Origin of the sequence: Dolichospermum sp. LEGE 00240, assembly GCF_015207875.1 — a bacterium.
Taxonomy (GTDB): Bacteria; Cyanobacteriota; Cyanobacteriia; order Cyanobacteriales; family Nostocaceae; genus Dolichospermum; species Dolichospermum gracile.
The window spans coordinates 41,203-60,253 of the sequence record NZ_JADEVZ010000007.1 but is presented as its reverse complement, the minus strand read 5'-3'; the positions used below and the strand labels follow the sequence as shown (position 1 = coordinate 60,253).

Genomic DNA, 19,051 nt, shown 5'->3' with positions numbered 1-19,051 from the left:
CCAAATTGAACCTTTAAAAATCTTACCTCAGTGCGTCTTTGCGCCTTTGCGTGAGACTAAAATTCATACCCCTAATCAGCAACGCCGCCTATTATTAATTATCGGCGCAAATGGAGCGATCGCAACTATTTTAGGTGCATATCTGATCAAATTTCCCCAAGCAAAAATATATTCAGTTTTGACATTCATTCACCAACGCCGTGATTTTTATGTAAGACTACACAGAATCATCAAATCCATCAATTCATCCGAATTTATCTGCGTTTATTTGCGTTCATCTGCGTTTAATAATTCTTGATATCTTATTCCATATCTTAAATTTCGTATAAGGAAGTAAAATGGGGTAGTTCATATTGGAATTGTCAATTAACTTCAATGTCTGTAGTTTCTAGCATTACTGTGAAAGTTCCCGCGACGACGGCGAATTTGGGACCAGGGTTTGATTGTATTGGTGCAGCCTTAAAGCTGTATAACGAATTTAAGTTTACTATTCTTGATGCAGGTGAGTTAATTATTCAAGTCTCTGGTTTAGAAGCTGCAAAGGTGCAAACTGATGAGACTAATCTTTTGTATCAGGCGTTTATAAATTTATATAAACATATAGAGAAAACACCACCAGCGGTGAAAATAGAAATTAAGTTGGGTGTACCTTTAGCGCGAGGTTTGGGTAGTTCGGCGACTGCTATTGTTGGGGGGTTAGTTGCTGCTAATGAGTTGGCTGGTTCGCCGTTGTCTGAATTACAGGTGATGGAATTAGCGATCGCCATGGAAGGACATCCTGATAATGTAGTACCAGCGTTATTAGGTGGTTGTCGTCTGGCTGCTACCGGCAAAAAAGGTTGGGAAATTTGCGATATTCTCTGGCATCGAGATATAGTTCCAGTGGTAGCAATTCCTGATTTTGAATTATCAACCGCCGAAGCACGAAAGGTTGTCCCCACAGAAGTCAGTCGTGCTGATGCAATTTTCAATATTTCTCATTTGGGTTTATTATTGCGGGGTTTAGCCACTAATCGAGAAGAATGGTTAACAGCAGCCTTGCAAGATAAATTACATCAACCCTATCGCCAATCCTTAATTCCTGGTTATGAGGCTGTGAATGCGGCGGCTGTAGCTGCTGGTGCTTATGGTATAGTAATTAGTGGCGCAGGCCCCACACTTTTAGCTTTAGTTGATACAAATTATGCCAAATCCGTAGAAACAGCAATGGCAAATACCTGGACGGTAATGGGTATGAACTCAATTGTGCGATCGCTTCCCCTAGATCCGCAAGGGACAAGTATATTTCCTAGTTAATCTAATTTACGAGAAATCTGCACAAAAAATAGCGATTTCTCCGAATTACCAGGCGATCGCATTATAACAATTAAATTAGTCAGGAGAAGACTAAAATTAGAATTATGGGTAAAAATCAGGAAACCCGCAAAAAGCTAAAAGGACAACATCAAGCCTTAGAAGAACATCTAGAAAAAATTGCCAAGGAAAAGGAGAAACCAACAGAAGGACAAGATCAAGGGTTAATTGCCCATTGGGAGAAAACAGTGGCAAATTGTCGCCAAAATATTGCGAAACTAGAAAGGAGATTAGGCAAATGATAGCACTCTATAAAAATCCTTATGAACGATTAGAAATATTTCTGAATGAATATCAACCCCAGCTAGAAAAGGCAATTCAAGCAATTCAAGCCATCAAACATACTGACCCCAATTCTGAAGAATTTTCCCAAGCACTTGCTGATCTTTATGCTTGTTCCACAGTCCTTGAACCCTATTCAGAAGGCATGGTAGAGGCAATTGATCAATTCACCGAAGATAGACCAGATGATTGAAAATTTAACAACTTCTAATTAGGGTTTGCTGAAAAAGTTGTCTGTGAGGGCTAGGAGTCAGGAGGAAGAATTATAAGGAGATAAGAATAGTCTCGAATCTGAAAAGTGATATGTTTTTAATGGTTTTCATGCTTATTCCTTGCACCTAATTCACTGTTTCAACTCGGAAATTCTTAATATATCTAGGTTTTCGATTTATATGGCTAACGCCACGTTCCGCTATCAGCAACCCCTAATTATCAACAACTCATCATAAATATATGGAAAAAATCCAGTCAGAAATAGCAGCACTAAAATCTCAAATCCAATCACTCCAACAAGAACGCGCTGCACTGACTAATCATCATCTAGAATCGGTTGAAAACGACTCACCCCTGGCCATAGTTGAAGCTTACCGCCGTCAAGCCAGAGAAAACGTCCAACTGTCCGCCGAACTTAAAGGCATAGACGATGCTATATATTACCTAGAAAAGCAAATACAACAAAGAAAAGCTCATCTCAATCGGTATTTGCCCATGTCCATCCGCATCTCCCAACAACAAGAACAGCTAGAAGAAGCCAAAAAAATTGCTCAAATTCATGCCGAACGAGTTAACGAACTAGCAGGGGAACTAGCCAAAGAAATTAAACTCCTCAAAACCTGCGCCGATGAACTTAGTCCCATGTATTGGCAAGTTTACTACAAACCTTTCATCACAGGCTTTAAGACCATTTCCGTCCCTTTCGTCAGATCAGATGGGGAAGTATGGATGATTGTCAACCGTATCGTTTAAGAAACAGAGATAACTTTGATAAAAATTCAATTTATCCTTAAGCTGCCCATTATAAATACAAACAGCGATATTAGTCGCTGTTTTTTTGTTGACGTTGCAAAAATTTACATTTAGAATAGACTCGCGGCATAACTTAGTAAGTATTTATTACTATTTATCCTCCAAATTGGAAATCTTCATAAGAAATCGTTTACAGACGTAACGATTCCTTAATATAATGTAAACAAAAGCAAAACCAAAAACATATTGTCAAAAGTGATGAATGCCATAGAAATTCCTTGGTTATCAGCCATAATTTTCCTGCCCTTAGTGGCAGCCCTTGTAATTGCCCTTGTTCCCGATAAAGAGGGTAAAACGGTCCGCTGGTACGGTTTGGGAGTGGCATTATTAGACTTTGTACTGATGATTTTTGCCCTTTGGCAGAATTACGACTTTCAGAGTTCCGCCTTGCAAATGACAGAAAGCTATTCTTGGATACCCCAAATTGGCTTTAACTGGTCTCTAGGCATTGATGGTTTATCAATGCCCCTGATACTTCTCACAGGCTTTATTAACACACTTGCAGTATTCGCGGCTTGGAAAGTAACCACCAAGCCGCGTTTATTTTATGCGCTGATGTTGATTATGTACAGCGCCCAATTAGGTGTATTTCTCGCCCAAGATTTATTAATGTTCTTCTTGATGTGGGAAGTAGAGTTAGTACCCGTTTACTTACTTATTGCCATCTGGGGAGGGGCAAACCGCCGTTACGCAGCTACCAAATTTATTATCTATACCGCCGCTGCATCCATATTTATACTGATAGCTGGTTTTGCAATGGCTTTCTCCGGTGATAACTTCACCTTCAACATGACCGAATTGGGAATGAAAGAATATCCCAAAGCCTTAGAATTAGCCCTATATGCAGGTTTCTTAATCGCTTACGGTGTCAAACTCCCCATCTTCCCCTTACATACATGGTTGCCTGATGCTCATGGTGAAGCATCTGCACCCGGTTCAATGATTTTAGCCGGTGTCTTGTTAAAAATGGGTGGTTATGCCCTAATTCGCTTTAACGTAGAAATGTTAACTGATGCTCATGTCACCTTTGCGCCAGTTTTAGCGATTTTAGGTGTAGTTAATATTGTTTATGGTGCTTTTTGCGCCTTTGCTCAAACCAATCTCAAACGCCGTTTGGCCTACTCTTCAATTGCCCACATGGGGTTTGTGTTAATTGGTATCGCATCGTATACAGAAATCGGTATCAGCGGTGCTGTATTACAGATGGTTTCTCATGGTTTAATTGCTGCTAGTTTATTCTTCCTTTCTGGTGTCACCTACGAACGTACTCACACCTTAGTGATGGATAAAATGGGCGGTATGGGTAAAGTAATGCCCAGAACTTTCGCTCTCTTTACTATCGGTTCAATGGCTTCTCTGGCTTTACCCGGAATGAGCGGCTTTGTCGGTGAATTGATGGTATTCTTAGGTCTTGCTACCAGCGATGTTTACAGTTCCAGCTTCAAAATTGTCGTCATCTTTCTATCAGCCGTTGGCGTGATTTTGACACCCATTTATTTGCTCTCCATGCTGCGTCAAGTATTCTACGGTAATCAACACAAAGACTTACATTTAGATGCTGTAGTTCTTGATATTAAGCCCCGTGAATTGTTTATCACTGCTTGTCTATTAGTTCCCATCATCGGCATTGGTTTTTATCCTAAGATGATCACACAAACCTATGATGTAAAAACAGTGGAAGTTGCGGCTCATGCTCGTCAAGTTTTACCAGTTGTTGCTCGTCAACAACCTACAAACCTATACTCGCAAATTTTCACCACACCAACATTAGCTAGTTCCCAAATAGTGAATATAGTTGAGTAATTATCAAACCCAAAAGAGCGCTCTAGTAAATCTTAAATTAAAAGGGGATAAGATCCCCGACTTCTTGGAGAAGTCGGGGATCTCTTTTAGGTATTACTAATATAAACCTTCATTCCATGCAATAATAAACCTAATCCCCATCCTAATATGGGATAAATTGCCCAGAAATATCCAGGACTTACTACCAAATTTAACAGCACCAAAAAACCATTAATTGCCAGAAAAGTAAATAGGTGAGATTTGAAACCTTTCCGTTGTTGACTATTAGACATTTCCTCTTTTTTTACTTCTACATTATTTTTCAACCATTCTTGTTCCGCAGCTTGTAGCGACTCTGAAGAAACACCTAATTCTGAGGCTATTTCTATAATTTGTTCCCTTGTATATTCTCCCTTTTGCTTTTGTCTAAAAGCTACTTCGAGAATCTGCTGCATTTCCTCTGAGTTGTAAGTCATTATCAATACCTAAGATGGTAAAAAATACTTTTGAGAGTTATTTTTGAAACGGTAGCCACACAATCATTAAAAATATATTTGCCTAAGAACGGTTTAGAAACACATTTTATATCTGAAAAAATAATTGATGTAGTATTTATAAACACAAATTCATTAAGGGATTTAAAATCTCCTGATAGCCTAGCGTGGCGTTAGCCATTTCTGAAAATTTTTTCACCAATCACCTATTACCTAACCAACTGCATAGCAGAATTAAAAAACTGCCGACGTAAGCCTTTAGTAATTAAAATTGTTGTTAACAAATTGCTGACAGCTACCATAAAAATAATTACAATCTCATAGGATACAGCCTCTAGGGGTGTGACACCAGCTAATAATTGTCCATTGGTAAAGGTTGGGATTGTCACCATACCAATCAACATCATTTGATTCAAAGTCGGCATAATTGCAGCCCGAATCGCTTCTTTGCGGTAGGGCTTAATCGCCTGTTCAGGAGTCGCACCTAAACTTAAATGGGTTTCTATTTCCCTAGGAAATTGGTTGATACTACTAACTAGACGTTCTCCTGCTATTGCTGCTGCATTCATGGCATTACCTAGCAATATGCCAGCTAAAGGAATGATATAACGTGGTTCATACCATCTTTCTGGTTGAATAATTAAAAAATTGGTGTAAAGCAATGTTAAGGACGTGCTGACAAAAATCGCACTTCCGGCTAAAGGTAAGACTTGCGGAATTTTTTGACTGATGCGGTTGCGAGTAATAATTGCCGTAATTGTCAGAATTATTGCTAAAATTCCCACTACCGCCCAAACATTGTTAACGGCAAAAATGAAGTCGAAAATGTATCCTAGTACAAGTAGTTGGAGGATAGTTCTACCAGTAGCTACGCTTAAATTTAATTCTAGTCCTAATTTCTCCCATGCCGATATGCCAATGGCAACAGCCATTAAACCCATCGCTAAAGCCAAATCTACCATATCTAACTTGATTAGCTCTGGCATAATTTATCTACCTCTTAACGATTGAAAACTTTAGCATAAGTAGTTGAAAAAATTAAATCCGGTTGTCGCAGGAGAGGGAAGGGAAAAATCTTCTTTCTGACTCCTGACTCCTGACTTCTTACTCCTGACTCCTTTACAAATAAAAACTCATGATTAAAAGTGTAAATTCGATTCCCGCCTTTGATATTAAACAACAATATGCCACCATTGAAACTGAAGTAAGTGCTGCTGTCTTGGCGGTTCTGGCTTCTGGGCGTTACATTGGTGGTCCAGCAGTTACAGATTTTGAACAACAGTTTGCAGCTTATCATGGTGTCAGTGAATGCGTAGCTTGTAACTCTGGTACTGATGCTCTATTTTTAGCATTACGCGCTTTAGGAATTGGGGCAGGGGATGAAGTTATTACCACACCCTTTACTTTTTTTGCGACCACAGAAGTTATCAGCGCTGTCGGGGCAACACCAGTATTTGTAGATATTGATGGGACTACCTTTAATTTAGATGTAGAAAAAGTAGCAGCAGCGATTACATCGAAAACCAAGGCAATTATGCCAGTGCATTTATTTGGACTCCCTGTGGATATGACAGGATTAATGGAGATTGCCAAAGCTCATAATTTAAGAGTAATTGAAGATTGCGCTCAAGCTACCGGTGCAAGTTGGGAAGATCAAAAAGTTGGCAGTATTGGCCATGTTGGTTGTTTTAGTTTCTACCCTACCAAAAATCTTGGTGGTTGCGGTGATGGTGGGGCAATTACCACGCATGATCCAGCGATCGCTACTCAACTACGAGTTTTGCGCGAACATGGGAGTAAGGTAAGATATATTCATGAGGAAATCGGTGTCAACAGTCGTTTAGATGCCATTCAAGCCGTAATTCTGCAAATTAAACTGCGCTATCTTGATCTTTGGAACTCTAGACGTAAGCAAATCGCTGATTACTATTACCAACACCTCAGCCAAGTTTCTGATATCGTTGTCCCCCAAGAATTTCCTGGGGGAGTTGGTGTTTGGAATCAATACACTATTCGGATTTCTGGAGAAAGACGCAATGGTGCCAGCGGTAAATATCGAGATTCCGTAAAAAATCAAATGCAGGAACAGGGGGTTAATTCCATGATTTACTATCCCTTACCCTTACATTTGCAGCCAGTGTATAAAAATTTAGGTTATCAATCAGGACAACTGCCAGTAGCAGAACAAGCAAGTCAAGAGGTTTTATCTTTACCCATGTTCCCAGAATTGGAGCAAGAACAACAAGATAAAGTCATTGATACGTTGAAAAATTGTTTATCTTGAATGATTGTTGGGGTGTGATAAATGCACCCCATCTAATTTACCCAATCTCTTCAATATTTTTTATTATCTGCGTTGATGGGCGTTTATCTACGTTCAATAATTCGGGTATCTGCATCTCTGGATTACTATATAATTAATACAGCATAGGAATCTATCCCGATAGGAGATGTCCACTATGGTACAGCAATTAGCACCAGAAACCACACCAGAAATCATCTACCCTGACAGCGACAGTCAACCAATGGCAGATAATACCAAACAATATCAATGGATTGTTAAAATTAAAGAAAATTTAGAAATATTATTTGCATCACAAGATGATGTATTTATTGCTGGAGATTTACTTTGGTATCCTGTTGAGGGAAGTGTCAAAACTTGTCAAGCACCTGATGTGATGGTAGTGTTTGGTAGACCGAAAGGAGATAGAGGTTCTTATCAACAATGGAAAGAAAATAATATTCCTCCCCAGGTAGTTTTTGAAATTTTATCTCCGGGAAATCGCACTCCCCAGATGATTAATAAATCCCTTTTTTATCAACGTTATGGTGTAAAAGAATATTATATTTATGATCCTGATACTTTAGAATTATCTGGATTTATACTTGCTGAAGATGCTTTTACAGTAGTTGAAAATATTAATGGTTGGATAAGTCCAAGATTGAGAATACGTTTTGAAATTACACCTGATAATTTAGAAATTTATTATCCTGATGGAAGAAAGTTTCTCACAACTGTGGAACTTAATCAAGTAGCTGAACAAGAACGTCAAGAAAAAGAAGTCGCTATTGGGCAATATCAGGAATTATTAGCCAAATTACAAGCAAAAGGAATTGATTTAGACACTTTGTAATTATGTAGAGTGCGTTAGTAAAAAGTAACGCACTGCATTGAATAAAATTAAGCTGTGATTAGCTTAGTTTGTCATTTTGCCTTTTACGCAAATGTGCGAATATTTGCAGTCGCTAAAGCTTCAACTAAACTACGCACAGCAGCAATCATGGCGATTTCGCTATTGAGTTGGTTAATAGCAGAACCGACACCAACACCAGCAGCGCCAGAGGCGATCGCTAAAGGTGCAGTAACATTGGAAATACCAGAAGCACACAGTACAGGCACAGAAACCGCACGAGCAATTTCATAAGCAGCGGCTAAAGTCGGAGCAGCCTTTTCAATTAAACCCAAAGTACCGGAGTGAATGGGACTGCTGCTAGTACCACCTTCAGTTTGAATAATATCAGCACCCGCTTTCACCAAATCTTCAGCCAATTGTACCTGTCGGTCTAAGGTAAGAATATGGGGAACAGTTACAGATAGGGTAATTTCTGGCAGCAAGGCACGGGTTTGGCGAGTTAGTTCCAAAACCTCAGCAGCTTCAAATTTGCGTCCTTGGGCGTAGAAAGAATCGAAATTACCGATTTCAATCAAATCAGCACCAGCAGCCACAGCAGTGACAAACTTCTCCGGTTCAACCGCAGATACACAAATAGGTAATTTAGTCAAGCTTTTCGCTAATCTTACCAAATCCACATCAGCAGCAATATCCACAAAAGTCGCACCACCCAAATCAGCCGCTTTCACAGTCGCAGCCACACTAGCAGTATTGAAGTTATTCAAACCGCTAATTACCTTGAGTACAGGATGAGCGAATGCACGTTTCAGGTGAGGATACATAGTCATAATTTTTTTTGCAGCTTATTTTCAGTAGGAATATTTTTACACTAAATATAGTCATCCTACTTCAATTGGGAAAATATATTAAGATTTTTTGACAAATCACGCCTTTAGCCCATACTGAGAGGTGTTTTTACCATTGTTCTAAATTTTCAACCACCCTCTCAGTTCAATTAGATCAAACTGGTAATATGGTAATACACTACAATAAAATAGTATTTATTTTATAGTTGAACATTAACCTGTTTAATGGTTATAGTTGTAGGCATTGATCATGGCTACATCTAACCTCTGATTTATCCTACCATGAAAAAATCATCACGATCTAATCAAGATGTTTCCTCACAACCATTTACATTCTTAAAAACCGGCATATTTCCCAGATCAATCGGAAAAACATTCCAGAAAATTCTCATTGATATATCTCCAAATGCAGATCAAGAATTTATTAAAAAATATCAAATATCCAGACAGCGGACAACTATAGCCATCAAATTCTTATTATTATTGGTTATAATTCCCCTGCTAACTCATCAACTATCCAAACACCTGCTTATTCTTCCCATAGTAGAAAACCTGAGAAACGATCACTCCGGGCAAATTTTTCTTAATCAAGAAATGGAAGAAAAAGCCTTTCATGAATTAAAAATATTTACGGCGAAATTAAAGTTTGAAAGTTTACTGGATTCAGAAACTAAAATTTCTCCAGAAAATCGAGAATCCAAGATTAAAGCCAAAGCCATAGAACTAGCAGCAGAATTTCAACATAAAAGTACCAACGCCATTAGTAATATCTTTGCTGATATTATAGCCTTAATTGCTTTTGCACTGGTTATTGTTTTTAGTAGAAAAGATATTATTTCTCTTCAACACTTTATAGATCAAGTTGTGTATGGTTTAAGCGATAGTGCTAAAGCTTTTTTAATTATCCTATCTACAGATGTATTTGTTGGCTTTCACTCACCCCATGGGTGGGAAGTAATTCTGGAAGGATTTACAGAACACTTAGGTTTACCAGCAAATAGAAATTATATCTTTATGTTCATTGCCACATTTCCTGTAATTTTAGACACTATAGTTAAATATTGGATATTCCGCTATCTTAGTCGTTTATCACCTTCAGCATTAGCTACCTTAAAGGAAATGAATGATTAATCATCATAATTGGGCATATTTCCCATTGTCAACATTTCCGAGAATGCTAAAATGGGACATAATCATTGTTGGTCTTCATGAATTATGCGTGTTCTATTTAATCAAAAATTCAAAATTACAGCATTTATTACTGCTTTATTGGTAATTAGTTTCACTAATCAGCAGCCAATTCAACAACCACAAATTGTGAAAAATGTATCATTATCCCAAATAGGAAATTCTCAAGGATTTGCTGATAATTTACCTACGCCAAAACCATCTAATATAAATGCTAAAAATACTGAAAAGTCCACATTTTATTCAGTTATTAATGAATGGCAAAAATATCAATATAGTATTAATTCTAATCAAGTATTGACAGCAGGAAAATTACCAAATAACCCCATAAGTTTTAATCAAGCTGATTTATTAACCGTACTCACCAATACTAGAAAATACTTTCAAAAATACTCTCAAGAAGACCCCGATATTCAACGCACAGGTATCTTAGTAACTCAAGGAGTTACCGTTAAAGATATTCTAAAAACATTAGATTTTATGATTGTCGTCTTAGAAGAAGACATTTCTAATAAACGGACAACTCGGTTACAAGATCCTAACTTTATTAATACCAATTTTCGCGTAATTAAATGGTCTGCCTATAACCCAGAAAGTCCCCAACAGAAAAAATTAAGAATTACTAAATATGCAGCTTTTATTCATCCCGGTTCTCGACAAAAAACTTCTAAATACAATACACCAATTTATGCTATTAACGAAGAAGTAAGTCAAGATAAATTTTACACCCAATATACTAAACAAGATGTTTTATCAGGTATTTATGAACCTGGAGGTAAGGAATTTGGCAAAGTTAAACCTATTGCTTATTTAACTCGCAATGGTTTAGAGGCAGCACTAATGCAGGGAACTGTTTTAGTTAATTTTACTGATGGAACTAAAGAGTTTTTGAACGTAGACAAAAATAATGGAATCTCCTATATTCGAGGTTTAAAAGCCACTGCACAAAAGCGTTATTGGTATTTTCAAGAAGTTGATGCAATTAAAGGTTATGGATATAAAATAGATGCGAAAATATCCATCAAACCAGGAGTAACATTTGCAGGAGATGTACTAAATATTGGTTTAGGTAGAATAATTGTCACTGAGGACAATCAAAAACGGTTAAAAATGGGCGTAATTGCTGATACAGGTGGGGCATTTTTACCCAACCTTTATCAACTGGATTTATTAGCAGGAACTTTTGCGAGTGAAAAAGATTTTGAACGATATATTCAAAAATTACCTGAATATACAAATGCCTATATTTTAGTAAAAAAATAAGGTAATTGGTTATTGGATAATTTTCTTTCTCCTGAACTCCTGAATGGGTGCAGCGTGGCGTTAGCCATACTCCTGAATGGGCGCAGGCCCTGCGCCCCTACCTCTTGACTCCTTCTTCAATTTACAATCCAGCGAACCATTCATAACCCATATCTTCCCAATAACCTTTAGCATTTGATAATTTACTAGTGAGGGTAACTCGTGTTACCCATTTACTTTGTTTATAGCCAAGTTTAATGGGTGAAGCTAATCGCAAAGGCGCACCATTTTCCACAGGCAAAGCTGCACCATTTTTTTGATAAGCTAATAGGGTTTGTGGGTGTAAAGCTGAAGCGATATCCCAACTTTCATAATAACCATCTGCTGATTTAAAATAGACATATTTAACCTGAGATTTAGGTTGAGAAAGGGCAATAATTTCCCGCAAACGAATGCCACCCCATTGTACAATTGCTGCCCAACCTTCTACACAAACATGACGAATAATCATAGAAGTCAGAGGTAAGGCTTGAATATCTGCCATACTCAAACTCAGAGGATGATTTACTTCACCATCTATAATTAAACGATATTTTTCTAAATCAATAATTGGTGTAGATTTAAAGCTATTAATTATTAATTTGCTTGGTTCAATTTGACTAGGTAAAAATTCTGGAACTAGCTTTTGAGGTTGAAATATTAACTCTTCCAATTTCTGATTGAGGGGTTCAGAAAGTTTACCTACAAAATCTGCAAGTATGGGTGTACCACAACCACCCAGTAATAAACTCATACTCGACAAACCGGAAATTTGCAAAAACTTTCTCCGTGCAAATTCATGATTATTCATTTTGATTCCTCAATGTTATTATTTTTTACCAAAACATAGATTTTGTCAGGGCATTTCCGCCTACCTTCTGTCCCAATTGCCAATGAAGACAGACAAATATTACCACTGTTGGTACAGAAGCAAAGTGGGCAATTCTTAATGCTTGCCAACTGCCAAAAATATCAACTATCCAAGAAAATTGAGCAGGTTTATACATTCCTGTACCTGTCAATATTGCTAGTAATAAAATCGGAATGATGGCTGTATAAATAATTCGATGCCAAGCATAGTTTAAACGTTGGTGATTGTGAGTTTTTTGTAATGCCTTGATATCTTTGTCGCTAACAAATCTTTTTTTCCAGCGTTGGGTAGCAAAAATATAAATTCCATAGCAAAACAGATTGATAGAAAATAGCCACATGGCTGCAAAATGCCAATCTCTACCTCCAGCCAACCAACCACCTAAAGTAAACAGGGGAAAAATACTTAATCCACCACGCCCACCAAAGACAGGGTTGGCATTGTAAATTTGCAAGCCGCTGGTGATCATAATCAATAAACTGATGACATTGCCAGCGTGAAAAATTCTCGCAGCGATCGCTTGACTGGGTGATTTGCGGGGTATTTCAGGAGAAGTCATAAATAGGATAGAAAAATTTTAATTCGGTTACAAGTATTTGGAAAATAATTTACTGAGTTAGAATGTGAGTTCAACTGGGAAAGTCAAAATATTCTTGATGTTGAATCTGAGATTATTACTGATTTTACATTGTAATAGTCACATCACATAACCTCTGTTGCAGCTTAGTTTTCACCATTACTGCAAAAACATAGTTAAATTAGGAAAGAAGAGGTAATCGGACAAAATTAATTACATACATTGTCTTTCTGTTCCCTTTTCTCTAACAACCCCATTGAATTTAATTTTGTCCAACTACTTACTAACACTTATATTTTAAGATGCTGGCTATTTTCAGAAATTTCCGAGATGAATGTGTCTCCGGCGCGTCAAAAGCGATCGCTGCACTGGCCAAAGGCAACGCATCCCTCGCCGCAGGTATCGCCAATTGGTGGTCAGAATTCACCCTTCAGACTAAACTCCTAGCTGTTGCCACCCTCATGGTTTCCTTAGTTATGAGTGGTTTGACCTTCTGGGCTGTAAACACAATTCAGCAAGATGCACGTCTCAATGATACCCGCTTTGGTCGTGATCTCGGACTACTTCTGGGGGCAAATGTAGCCCCCCTCATTGCCGATCACAATTTAACTGAAGTTGCCCAATTTTCTCAACGTTTTTTCAGCGCCACCTCTAGCGTGCGTTATATGTTATACGCTGATGAAACTGGGCAAATCTTTTTTGGTCTTCCCTTTTGGGAACCAGAGGTAGAAAACTCCCTCACCATTAAGCGCCATATCCAACTACCAGAAGATTATCCTGGCAATGAAGACCAGCCAATGGTCAGGCAGCATAACACCCCCGATGGCGCAGTTACAGATGTATTTGTGCCTTTAATAGTCAATAAAAAATACTTAGGTGTGTTAGCAGTTGGTATTAACCCTAATCAAACCGCAGTCATATCTACTAATTTCACCCGTGATGTTACCATTGCCGTTTTTATCACAATTTGGGTTATGGTGATTTTAGCAGGAGTAATTAATGCTTTAACTATTACTAAACCTATTAAAGAATTACTAGTAGGTGTTAAACAAATTGCGGCTGGAAACTTTAAACAACGGATAGATATACCTCTAGGTGGTGAACTAGGAGAACTAATTTTCAGCTTTAATGAAATGGCAGAACGGCTAGAACGTTATGAAGAACAAAATATTGAAGAATTAACTGCCGAAAAAGCTAAATTAGAAACCTTAGTTTCCACCATTGCTGATGGTGCAGTCTTGATTGATAATAATATGCAAGTAATATTAGTCAATCCCACCGCCAGACGGATTTTTGCTTGGGAAGGAGTGGATGTGGTTGGTAGTAATATCCTGCATCACTTACCCCATAGTGTCCAAATGGAAATATCCCGGACTTTGTATGAAATGGCAGCAGGTGAATGTGAAAGTGCCGAATTTCGTATCCTCCTCAAACAACCTACTCAACGCACAATTCGCATTGTTTTAACCACAGTTCTCAACCTGCAACGAGAAAGTATTAAAGGCATAGCTATCACCGTCCAAGATATTAGCCGGGAGGTAGAACTAAATGAAGCAAAAAGCCAATTTATCAGCAACATTTCTCACGAATTACGTACACCTTTATTTAACATTAAAACCTATATTGAAACCCTACATGATTATGGTGAAGATCTAGGGATTGATGAACGCAAAGAATTTCTGCAAACAGTTAATAATGAAACTGATAGACTCACCCGTTTAGTTAATGACGTTTTAGATTTATCAAAACTTGAATCAGGTCGAAGTTACACCTTTGATAAAGTAGATTTACCACAAGCCATAGAACAGACATTACGTACCTATCAGCTTAATGCCAAAGATAAATGTATTGAAATATATCAAGAACTTAATCCTGATTTACCTTTTGTTTTAGGCAATTATGATTTATTACTGCAAGTATTTGGTAACTTAATTGGTAATTCTCTTAAATTTACTCTAGCCGGTGGTAAGGTAGTTATTCGTGCCTATCAACTAGATGCTAATTCTCATTCTCACCATCATGCTGGTAAAGTGAGAATTGAAATTAGTGATACAGGAATTGGTATCGCACCAGAAGATCAACAAGCAATTTTCGACCGATTCTTTCGTGTAGAAAATAGAGTGCATACTCTAGAAGGAACAGGTTTAGGTTTATCAATTGTCAGAAACATTATGGACAGACATCACAGTCAAGTTAATTTGGTAAGTGAAGTTGGTATTGGGACTACTTTCTGGTTCGATTTAGAAATATTTGAGGAAGAGATTTTATCAACTGTGGAAACTATCCCAGAAACCTTAGAAGTACACAAACTTTAAGAGTAAAAACAATACCATCAGATCAAGAATTAAACAAAGTTATTAATAAACAAACTAATAGCAAAGCTAATATTAATAACCAACTTTGATGGTGTTTAATCCAATTATTCACCCTTGTACTCAAGCTATGATGAGAATCTTGCTTTTGCAATTCTAATGTCCTTTCTTCCATATTTTGATAGAGAGGACAATCTTGAGCATAGGGATATTGGGGAAAATTACAGGTATGATCAAAATGATAACTACAACTGTCGCATAAATAATCATTTCCCTGAGCGTGGTGCAAGGGAATACCAGGATGTCCGTAAGCTTTCAGCAATAAGCGACATTGAGGACAAGTAATTGCTTGACTATCAATAATTTGATGACAACGAGGACAAGGTATAGTAGCCAAAACAGAAAAAGGATAGATAAGTAAACATCTTAATTTTAGCTATTATCTGGACTAATATCAATAATTCATCCGTATTTATCTGCGTTTATCTGCGTTTATCTACGGTCAATAATTCTTGAAATCCAATTTTTACAATAAATTAGGAATCTGAGATTTTATTGTCACTTCCAGACGTATAATTAAATAATGACGGCGTAATTGGAGTTGATAAAGTAATGCCTAAAAAAAATCTTTCTAATTTAATACAAGAAGAAACTACAAAATTTACACCCCTACAAGGTGAACCTGTAATTGAAGTTTCGGCTGAAGCAGTATTGGAAACCCAAGTACAACCGGATAATAATCAGTTAGAACTAGAAGCCAATATTAAAGAATTGCAAAAAACAGTTTCTACATTACAACAAAAAGAATCTACTTTAATCAAACAAATTAGTGATTTACAAATAGCTTTTTCGGAAAAAGAAGCATTGGTAGAACGGTTAACAAAGGAACTTTCGGAAACAAAACAAACCGCTTTACAACTAGCAGATTCTAACTCTCAGTTGCTACAAGAAATCAAGGTTTTAAAACAACCTACTCCACCATCTTATCCACAACTGAGCCAACAAGGTAGTCAAATTTCCAAATCCATCCAATACAAAAAATCCCATAGATCAATAGAAAGACTGCAAGAAAAACCCAATCAAGATAGTGAGGATTTCTCTAAAAATACTTGGTTGTATGATTGAAGTGAGAATAATAAGTAAGCATTCAGCTATCAGTGGTCAGCAGTCAGCTAAAACCAGATTTTAGGGGGGTTTGAAGTGGGGAGACTGACATCAGTAATTAATATTCAGAATGCTTATCAATTCAATTCTGGCTGATAGCTGACGGCTGAATGCTTACAATAATACAGCAAAGTCAGGCATATTAAGTCTCATAATAGATTTTGGGAAAAACTAGAGATAAATTTTCCACCAGGAGGTTTAATTTTCTTAAATCTAGTTTCGACCACTGCCATTATGATAGTAATCAAATCTATTAGAGATTTAGCACCACGATGCTTCTCCAGGTACATTGTAAATTAATTCCCGAATATTAGATTCCATAACCCGATAGCCCGTTTTCTAGTTTGTGACGGGCATCTCTAAATACGGAAACAAAGTGATAATTAATCACTATTTGGTTTTTAAAGGTAGATTTCAATTCATCAATCCGAATTTGAGCAATATATGCCCAAATACAAAGAATATCAATAAAATAAGCAATCTGAATTGGTTCAGTAACAGGTTGTGCGTTTTCTGTATTTGGTGATAAATTCATGAGTTTATTTTCCTAAATGTTATATATTGCAAGATTTGTTGAAAATTTTTCCTCAATTTATATATTAATTGGTTAATTATTAACATTTGACTATTGACTATTAAAATCTCTATAAAACTTATAAGTTAAAGAACCGATAATTAAACCAATTAAAAACAATACAGGATTGAAAATGCCTAATACTAAAGCAGTAATTCCTGGTCCCGGACAATAGCCAGAAATCCCCCAACCAATACCAAAAATTGCTGCCCCTACAACTAAAGATGAATCAATATTTTTCTGAGTAGGTAAATAAAATTTATCGTCTAATAACGGATGAGGAAGTTTTAATACAAAGCGAAAGGAGATTAAAGTTACAGTAACAGCACCGCCCAAAACGAACAACAGTGTCGGGTCCCAAACTCCAGCTAAATCTAAAAAACCAATAACTCGTTCTCGATCTATCATCTGAGAAAACCCTAAACCCAACCCGAATAATAACCCTGAAATAAAAATTGTCAAATATTGTTTAGTATTCATGGTTACTTTACTCCTGGGGTAAAATTAATGACGTAAGCATTCAGCCGTAAGCGAACAGCTATCAGCAAGAATTGAATTGATCAGCATTCTGAATATTAATTACTGATATCAGTCTCCCCACTTCAAAACCCCTAAAATCTGGTTTTAGCTGACTGCTGACCACTGATAGCTGAATGCTTACTTAATGACTAATAAATCAGCTATTTTTAACCAACTTAATTTAACAAATGACGGACAATAAATACAGTTACAAAAGCACTGGAAAGAAAAGTCAAGACAGCTACAAGCGATCGCACTGACAGACGACCTAAACCACACACTCCATGTCCACTGGTACAACCGCTTCCCATTCTCGTCCCCAAACCAACGATAAAGCCACCAATAATCATTGTTAAGGGTGCAAACTTTGAAGTAGGAGTCGGTTGGGTTGACAAGACAAATTCATAAATAGCACCACCAGCTAACATTCCTAACAGAAACAACCACCGCCAAGCATCGTTTTTGTTAAAACTGATAGCACCATTAACCATACCACTAATTCCAGCTATCCGACCATTAAATGCTAAAAGAATAGTGGCACTGATACCAATGAGGATACCCCCAATTAGACCGTTAATCCAGTTAAATTCAGCCATAATAATTCACTATTTATCCTCTGATAAAACCTATGAATTATGAAATTAATTCACAAATTCCAATATATTTTGAGCGACAATTTGCGCTTGTTCTAAGTGAGGAATATGTCCACAATCTTTAATCCAAATTAGCTTACTTTTGGGAATAGCTTTGGCAAACTTGGGAGCATCCCCAGTTCCTAAAATCTTATCACTATCGCCCCATAAAATTAAAGTTGGTTGCTCAATTTGGGCAAGTTGGGGAAATTTAAAAGCGCTATAACCGCCACTTTTGGTAAAAGCAATTAAGGCTTGAGTCCAATTAGGCATTTGTAAGTGTAATTCTCCACAACACAAAGCATCCTCAGAGATGAGATCAGGGTTTTTGTACGCAGTTCGACAAATGCTTTTACGCACTTTGGGATTCCGCAAAAATTCCGTTGCCCAATAGTCCAAAGGAGGAAATATATATTTACTTAATGGGGAATTACCTTTTAATCCCGCACTATCTATTAATACCAGTTGTGTTACTGCTTCTGGATAGGTGAGGGTAAAATCTATAGCCGCAGCACCACCCATTGATGCACCCACCAAAATCACAGGTTGGTTAATCAGGGTTTGCCAAAACGAGTGGAGATGGGTTTTAATGGCTTCAGAACTGTAAGCAATCCCCGGTAATCTATCTGTAAAGCCAAATCCCAATAAATCCACAGCCCAAACTGGGTTTTTTTCCGCCAATAACGGCAAAAGTCGGCGATATTCTAACACCGAACTATCAAAACCATGAATTAATAAAATCGGTGTACCACCGTGACCTTGTTGGATATAAGTGGTATTAATGGGTTCATTGGCGGTATGAGCAAGAATCGCCTGACTTTGGATATTTCGAGCCAAAGCGATGGATGTTGGTTCTGTGAGTTGACCAACGGCAGCAGGAAGAAAACTTGGAAACATAAATTCCAGTGTACATCCATGCGTACCATCATGACCAATACCCAGTGATAAATTAAAAAAGAAAATTTCCGCAAAAATAAAAATAGGTACACAATCCCCGTAAAATAAGAATCGGTTATC

General features: G+C 37.3%; 21 protein-coding genes and 1 pseudogene. 12 read left to right on the top strand and 10 right to left on the bottom strand.

Annotated elements, in window-relative coordinates; all coding sequences use genetic code 11:
* Positions 1–97: 97 nt before the first annotated feature.
* The 6 genes and pseudogenes from IQ226_RS25830 to IQ226_RS03900 all read left to right on the top strand — a co-directional run.
* Positions 98–190 (top strand): annotated as a pseudogene (locus tag IQ226_RS25830) (rhomboid family intramembrane serine protease); the annotation flags it as partial.
* A 185-nt stretch (positions 191–375) separates the two neighbouring features.
* Positions 376–1,296, top strand: coding sequence for a homoserine kinase (gene thrB / locus IQ226_RS03920; RefSeq protein WP_193892383.1), 921 nt, complete (start codon positions 376–378; stop codon positions 1,294–1,296).
* Between the two features lie 104 nt (positions 1,297–1,400).
* A complete protein-coding gene (locus IQ226_RS03915) occupies positions 1,401–1,595 on the top strand; it encodes a hypothetical protein (protein ID WP_193892381.1) in 195 nt (64 codons plus the stop codon).
* Complete coding sequence (locus tag IQ226_RS03910; RefSeq protein ID WP_193892379.1) at positions 1,592–1,828, top strand: hypothetical protein; 237 nt, start codon at positions 1,592–1,594, stop codon at positions 1,826–1,828. The genes IQ226_RS03915 and IQ226_RS03910 overlap by 4 nt, the downstream gene beginning before the upstream one ends.
* Before the next feature lie 260 nt (positions 1,829–2,088).
* The gene (locus IQ226_RS03905) at positions 2,089–2,601 is read left to right on the top strand and encodes a hypothetical protein (protein ID WP_193892376.1); all 513 of its coding nucleotides are present in this window, start codon (positions 2,089–2,091) and stop codon (positions 2,599–2,601) included.
* 258 nt (positions 2,602–2,859) lie between these two features.
* A complete protein-coding gene (locus tag IQ226_RS03900) occupies positions 2,860–4,464 on the top strand; it encodes an NAD(P)H-quinone oxidoreductase subunit 4 (protein WP_193892373.1) in 1,605 nt (534 codons plus the stop codon).
* Positions 4,465–4,550: 86 nt separating this feature from the next.
* Here IQ226_RS03900 and IQ226_RS03895 read toward each other — a convergent pair whose 3' ends face one another.
* Complete coding sequence (locus tag IQ226_RS03895) at positions 4,551–4,919, bottom strand: 2TM domain-containing protein (RefSeq protein ID WP_193892370.1); 369 nt, start codon at positions 4,917–4,919, stop codon at positions 4,551–4,553.
* A 227-nt stretch (positions 4,920–5,146) separates the two neighbouring features.
* Positions 5,147–5,923, bottom strand: coding sequence for an iron export ABC transporter permease subunit FetB (gene fetB / locus IQ226_RS03890; protein WP_193892367.1), 777 nt, complete (start codon positions 5,921–5,923; stop codon positions 5,147–5,149).
* Positions 5,924–6,072: 149 nt separating this feature from the next.
* Here fetB and IQ226_RS03885 point away from each other — a divergent pair, with 149 nt between their 5' ends.
* Positions 6,073–7,221, top strand: a complete 1,149-nt coding sequence (locus tag IQ226_RS03885) for a DegT/DnrJ/EryC1/StrS aminotransferase family protein (RefSeq protein ID WP_193892364.1) — start codon at positions 6,073–6,075, stop codon at positions 7,219–7,221.
* Between the two features lie 175 nt (positions 7,222–7,396).
* Positions 7,397–8,071 (top strand): Uma2 family endonuclease, encoded by a 675-nt coding sequence (locus tag IQ226_RS03880; RefSeq protein ID WP_193892361.1) that lies wholly within the window; start codon positions 7,397–7,399, stop codon positions 8,069–8,071.
* 83 nt (positions 8,072–8,154) lie between these two features.
* Here IQ226_RS03880 and IQ226_RS03875 read toward each other — a convergent pair whose 3' ends face one another.
* Positions 8,155–8,898 (bottom strand): DUF561 domain-containing protein, encoded by a 744-nt coding sequence (locus IQ226_RS03875; RefSeq protein WP_193892358.1) that lies wholly within the window; start codon positions 8,896–8,898, stop codon positions 8,155–8,157.
* Between the two features lie 300 nt (positions 8,899–9,198).
* On the opposite strand from IQ226_RS03875, the gene IQ226_RS03870 reads away from it, so the two are divergent.
* Both IQ226_RS03870 and IQ226_RS03865 read left to right on the top strand, forming a co-directional pair.
* Positions 9,199–10,047 carry a CemA family protein gene (locus tag IQ226_RS03870; RefSeq protein WP_193892355.1) on the top strand — a complete coding sequence of 283 codons (849 nt, stop codon included), beginning with the start codon at positions 9,199–9,201 and terminating at the stop codon, positions 10,045–10,047.
* Positions 10,048–10,131: 84 nt separating this feature from the next.
* Positions 10,132–11,367 (top strand): hypothetical protein, encoded by a 1,236-nt coding sequence (locus IQ226_RS03865; protein WP_193892352.1) that lies wholly within the window; start codon positions 10,132–10,134, stop codon positions 11,365–11,367.
* 121 nt (positions 11,368–11,488) lie between these two features.
* Here the strand turns inward: IQ226_RS03865 and IQ226_RS03860 are convergent, their stop codons facing one another.
* Together IQ226_RS03860 and IQ226_RS03855 are read right to left on the bottom strand one after the other, a co-directional pair.
* Positions 11,489–12,196: a molybdopterin-dependent oxidoreductase gene (locus IQ226_RS03860; protein ID WP_193892349.1), complete on the bottom strand. Its 708-nt coding sequence runs from the start codon at positions 12,194–12,196 to the stop codon at positions 11,489–11,491.
* A 25-nt stretch (positions 12,197–12,221) separates the two neighbouring features.
* Positions 12,222–12,815: a cytochrome b/b6 domain-containing protein gene (locus tag IQ226_RS03855; RefSeq protein WP_193892346.1), complete on the bottom strand. Its 594-nt coding sequence runs from the start codon at positions 12,813–12,815 to the stop codon at positions 12,222–12,224.
* A gap of 320 nt (positions 12,816–13,135) precedes the next feature.
* Here IQ226_RS03855 and nblS point away from each other — a divergent pair, with 320 nt between their 5' ends.
* The gene (gene nblS / locus IQ226_RS03850) at positions 13,136–15,148 is read left to right on the top strand and encodes a two-component system sensor histidine kinase NblS (RefSeq protein ID WP_228039225.1); all 2,013 of its coding nucleotides are present in this window, start codon (positions 13,136–13,138) and stop codon (positions 15,146–15,148) included.
* Between the two features lie 22 nt (positions 15,149–15,170).
* On the opposite strand, the gene IQ226_RS03845 is transcribed toward nblS, so the two are convergent.
* On the bottom strand, positions 15,171–15,542 hold the full coding sequence (locus IQ226_RS03845) for a zinc ribbon domain-containing protein (RefSeq protein WP_193892343.1): 372 nt from the start codon (positions 15,540–15,542) through the stop codon (positions 15,171–15,173).
* 215 nt (positions 15,543–15,757) lie between these two features.
* On the opposite strand from IQ226_RS03845, the gene IQ226_RS03840 reads away from it, so the two are divergent.
* A complete protein-coding gene (locus tag IQ226_RS03840; protein ID WP_193892339.1) occupies positions 15,758–16,270 on the top strand; it encodes a hypothetical protein in 513 nt (170 codons plus the stop codon).
* Between the two features lie 349 nt (positions 16,271–16,619).
* On the opposite strand, the gene IQ226_RS03835 is transcribed toward IQ226_RS03840, so the two are convergent.
* The 4 genes from IQ226_RS03835 to IQ226_RS03820 form a co-directional block, all read right to left on the bottom strand.
* Complete coding sequence (locus IQ226_RS03835) at positions 16,620–16,844, bottom strand: hypothetical protein (RefSeq protein WP_193892337.1); 225 nt, start codon at positions 16,842–16,844, stop codon at positions 16,620–16,622.
* Positions 16,845–16,934: 90 nt separating this feature from the next.
* Positions 16,935–17,363, bottom strand: coding sequence for a DUF6691 family protein (locus IQ226_RS03830; RefSeq protein ID WP_193892333.1), 429 nt, complete (start codon positions 17,361–17,363; stop codon positions 16,935–16,937).
* Positions 17,364–17,578: 215 nt separating this feature from the next.
* A complete protein-coding gene (locus tag IQ226_RS03825; protein ID WP_193892330.1) occupies positions 17,579–17,998 on the bottom strand; it encodes a YeeE/YedE family protein in 420 nt (139 codons plus the stop codon).
* A 45-nt stretch (positions 17,999–18,043) separates the two neighbouring features.
* On the bottom strand, positions 18,044–18,931 hold the full coding sequence (locus tag IQ226_RS03820) for an alpha/beta fold hydrolase (protein ID WP_193892327.1): 888 nt from the start codon (positions 18,929–18,931) through the stop codon (positions 18,044–18,046).
* Between the last annotated feature and the right edge of the window lie 120 nt (positions 18,932–19,051).

Coding starts and splice junctions, on each gene's coding strand:
- thrB (WP_193892383.1), top strand. CDS start 376: ATGTCTGTAGTTTCTAGCATTACTGTGAAAGTTCCCGCGACGACGGCG.
- IQ226_RS03915 (WP_193892381.1), top strand. CDS start 1,401: ATGGGTAAAAATCAGGAAACCCGCAAAAAGCTAAAAGGACAACATCAA.
- IQ226_RS03910 (WP_193892379.1), top strand. CDS start 1,592: ATGATAGCACTCTATAAAAATCCTTATGAACGATTAGAAATATTTCTG.
- IQ226_RS03905 (WP_193892376.1), top strand. CDS start 2,089: ATGGAAAAAATCCAGTCAGAAATAGCAGCACTAAAATCTCAAATCCAA.
- IQ226_RS03900 (WP_193892373.1), top strand. CDS start 2,860: ATGAATGCCATAGAAATTCCTTGGTTATCAGCCATAATTTTCCTGCCC.
- IQ226_RS03895 (WP_193892370.1), bottom strand. CDS start 4,919: ATGACTTACAACTCAGAGGAAATGCAGCAGATTCTCGAAGTAGCTTTT.
- fetB (WP_193892367.1), bottom strand. CDS start 5,923: ATGCCAGAGCTAATCAAGTTAGATATGGTAGATTTGGCTTTAGCGATG.
- IQ226_RS03885 (WP_193892364.1), top strand. CDS start 6,073: ATGATTAAAAGTGTAAATTCGATTCCCGCCTTTGATATTAAACAACAA.
- IQ226_RS03880 (WP_193892361.1), top strand. CDS start 7,397: ATGGTACAGCAATTAGCACCAGAAACCACACCAGAAATCATCTACCCT.
- IQ226_RS03875 (WP_193892358.1), bottom strand. CDS start 8,898: ATGACTATGTATCCTCACCTGAAACGTGCATTCGCTCATCCTGTACTC.
- IQ226_RS03870 (WP_193892355.1), top strand. CDS start 9,199: ATGAAAAAATCATCACGATCTAATCAAGATGTTTCCTCACAACCATTT.
- IQ226_RS03865 (WP_193892352.1), top strand. CDS start 10,132: ATGCGTGTTCTATTTAATCAAAAATTCAAAATTACAGCATTTATTACT.
- IQ226_RS03860 (WP_193892349.1), bottom strand. CDS start 12,196: ATGAATAATCATGAATTTGCACGGAGAAAGTTTTTGCAAATTTCCGGT.
- IQ226_RS03855 (WP_193892346.1), bottom strand. CDS start 12,815: ATGACTTCTCCTGAAATACCCCGCAAATCACCCAGTCAAGCGATCGCT.
- nblS (WP_228039225.1), top strand. CDS start 13,136: ATGCTGGCTATTTTCAGAAATTTCCGAGATGAATGTGTCTCCGGCGCG.
- IQ226_RS03840 (WP_193892339.1), top strand. CDS start 15,758: ATGCCTAAAAAAAATCTTTCTAATTTAATACAAGAAGAAACTACAAAA.
- IQ226_RS03835 (WP_193892337.1), bottom strand. CDS start 16,844: ATGAATTTATCACCAAATACAGAAAACGCACAACCTGTTACTGAACCA.
- IQ226_RS03830 (WP_193892333.1), bottom strand. CDS start 17,363: ATGAATACTAAACAATATTTGACAATTTTTATTTCAGGGTTATTATTC.
- IQ226_RS03825 (WP_193892330.1), bottom strand. CDS start 17,998: ATGGCTGAATTTAACTGGATTAACGGTCTAATTGGGGGTATCCTCATT.
- IQ226_RS03820 (WP_193892327.1), bottom strand. CDS start 18,931: ATGTTTCCAAGTTTTCTTCCTGCTGCCGTTGGTCAACTCACAGAACCA.